Origin of the sequence: Mesorhizobium sp. M2A.F.Ca.ET.039.01.1.1 (assembly GCF_003998035.1) — a bacterium.
Lineage (GTDB): Bacteria > Pseudomonadota > Alphaproteobacteria > Rhizobiales > Rhizobiaceae > Mesorhizobium.
In genome coordinates this window covers 1-644 of record NZ_RZRY01001406.1, presented here as the reverse complement: position 1 = coordinate 644, position 644 = coordinate 1, and the positions used below count along the sequence as shown (strand labels likewise).

The 644-nt window shown below is 67.4% G+C and carries 1 protein-coding gene; it reads right to left on the bottom strand.

Annotated features, from left to right (window positions below):
• Positions 1-644: contractile injection system protein, VgrG/Pvc8 family (locus tag EOA24_RS40140; protein WP_281059952.1), on the bottom strand; the 644-nt coding region annotated here is incomplete at both ends.

Sequence of the window (644 nt, the reverse complement as noted above, 5' to 3'; positions counted from 1 at the left end):
TCGTACCACCGGCCCTTCTTCTTCTTGAAGCGCGGCCGGTCGGTCACCGGCGTCAGGCCGCTCGCGGATATCACCGTGCCGCGGGTGATCACGATGGTCGGCAGCGGCTGGCCGGTGGCCGAGACGCCGACGTTGCGCGGCACGAAGCCGGCCTGCGTGCCTTTGATGGCGAAGGTCGCGCCATGCTCGCGCGCGAGCCGGTCTGCGAAGGCGAGGAAACTCTCATTGTCCTGCGCCTCATAGTCAAGCTCGCGGCTGGCGAGGGAAGGATGCACCTTAATCGACAGGCCCGCGTCGCCGGCAGCATCCTCGAGGACCTGCCCGAGCTTCTTCTTCTCCCAGTGCCGGTCGGCCGGCTGCTTGACCTTGCCCTTCAGGCTGGCCGAGCGCGCGGTGATGGAGAGCACGCTGCCGGCCCCTCGATCGGTCGACCAGTCGCAGGTGTCGACCTCGCCCTCGAAGGTGCGCATCGCCCCACCCTGCCAGCCAAGCTCGATCGACACAGGCGTGCCGGTCTTGGGAAACCGAACGGTCGCGTCCTTGTCGTCCAGCGTGAAGGTCGCCGACTGCGTCGCCTCGGTGCCGCTCTTGGTGATGGACAGCGAGATCAGCAACGGCAAGAAGCGAGAGGTGACGTCCTGCCC